Source organism: Clostridium cuniculi (assembly GCF_004353185.1).
GTDB lineage: Bacteria > Bacillota > Clostridia > Clostridiales > Clostridiaceae > Clostridium > Clostridium cuniculi.
Map to the genome: position 1 here is coordinate 1 of NZ_SMUS01000103.1, position 1,030 is coordinate 1,030.

The window sequence follows — 1,030 nt, forward strand, 5'->3', positions numbered from 1 at the left end:
TCTATATATACGTTTATGATTATAGCTTGAGTTAAATATTTTATTAATATTTAACGTTATACGGCGATAGCCATAAATCCCCTTAACTTCAGAGTATAATTTAATAATCTCATCTAGAATAACCTTATTTTCTTTATATCTCTCAGTTTTTGAACGATTTAACCACTTGTAGTAAGAAGCACGTCCTATCTTAGCGCATTTACATAGTTCAGATATTGAATACCCTAATTCATGTAATTCCTTAATTACAATATATTTGTCAGTAAATGAAACCGTGTATTTATCTACCTCCTTTCTATCTCCTCTAATTTTTTTAAGAAATCATTCTCCATTTTTAAACGTCTATTTTCGGCTTCTAAAAGTTTTAATTGTGCTGAAAATCTTTCTGATTCAGTTAGCTCCTCAAAGGCTTTATTTTTTCCGCATCTATCGACTAGCGCGCTATATCCATTTTTATTGTATTTCTTTACCCAAGTATAAACTTGTTGATATGAAACATCATATTTACGAGCTGTTAAATTATAATCGTGAGCGTTAGCAATACAAAATGATACTATTTCAATTCTTTCTTCGTAAGTTGTTTTTCTTCCATTAGTCATAATTTTTTCTCCTTTAGTTCCGTACGGTTTAAATGTCTTATGACTATTATACTTTTTAATCCAACTTTGGAGAATTGAATGTGATGATATTTTATATTTAGCACAAATATCATATAAAGAGCCTTCCCCATTAATATAATCAGTTGTAGCTCTAAGCTTAATTTCATGAGAATAATATTTATTTTTAGTTTTATATTTTAAACCATCTACTCCAGCTACTTTATATTTACGAATCCATTCTTCAACAGAGTATTCTGAAACATGTAGCTCATATGCTATCTGTTTTACACTTCTTTGACCAGCTAAGTACTGCTTAACAACTTTTATTTTAATTTCAGGTAACACCTTCAATTTTCTTCCCATTAAAAATACTCCCTCCATAGAAACAGTTTTATTATTTTAACTGTCTACTATAAAGGGAGCATATCATT

Annotated in this window: 2 protein-coding genes; both read right to left on the minus strand. The window is 28.8% G+C overall.

Features of this window, described 5'->3' with window-relative positions; genetic code table 11:
• Positions 1 to 309 (minus strand): IS3 family transposase (locus EJJ37_RS21250; protein ID WP_133017131.1); only part of this gene is annotated, 309 nt, incomplete at its 3' end.
• Entirely contained in the window at positions 285 to 962 is a 678-nt protein-coding gene (locus EJJ37_RS19765; RefSeq protein ID WP_166484863.1) for a helix-turn-helix domain-containing protein, read from the minus strand. The genes EJJ37_RS21250 and EJJ37_RS19765, both read right to left, overlap by 25 nt.
• Between the last annotated feature and the right edge of the window lie 68 nt (positions 963 to 1,030).

What these genes read in the sequence shown, in the direction of transcription:
- EJJ37_RS19765 (WP_166484863.1), bottom strand. Translation starts at nt 962, where the DNA reads ATGGGAAGAAAATTGAAGGTGTTACCTGAAATTAAAATAAAAGTTGTT.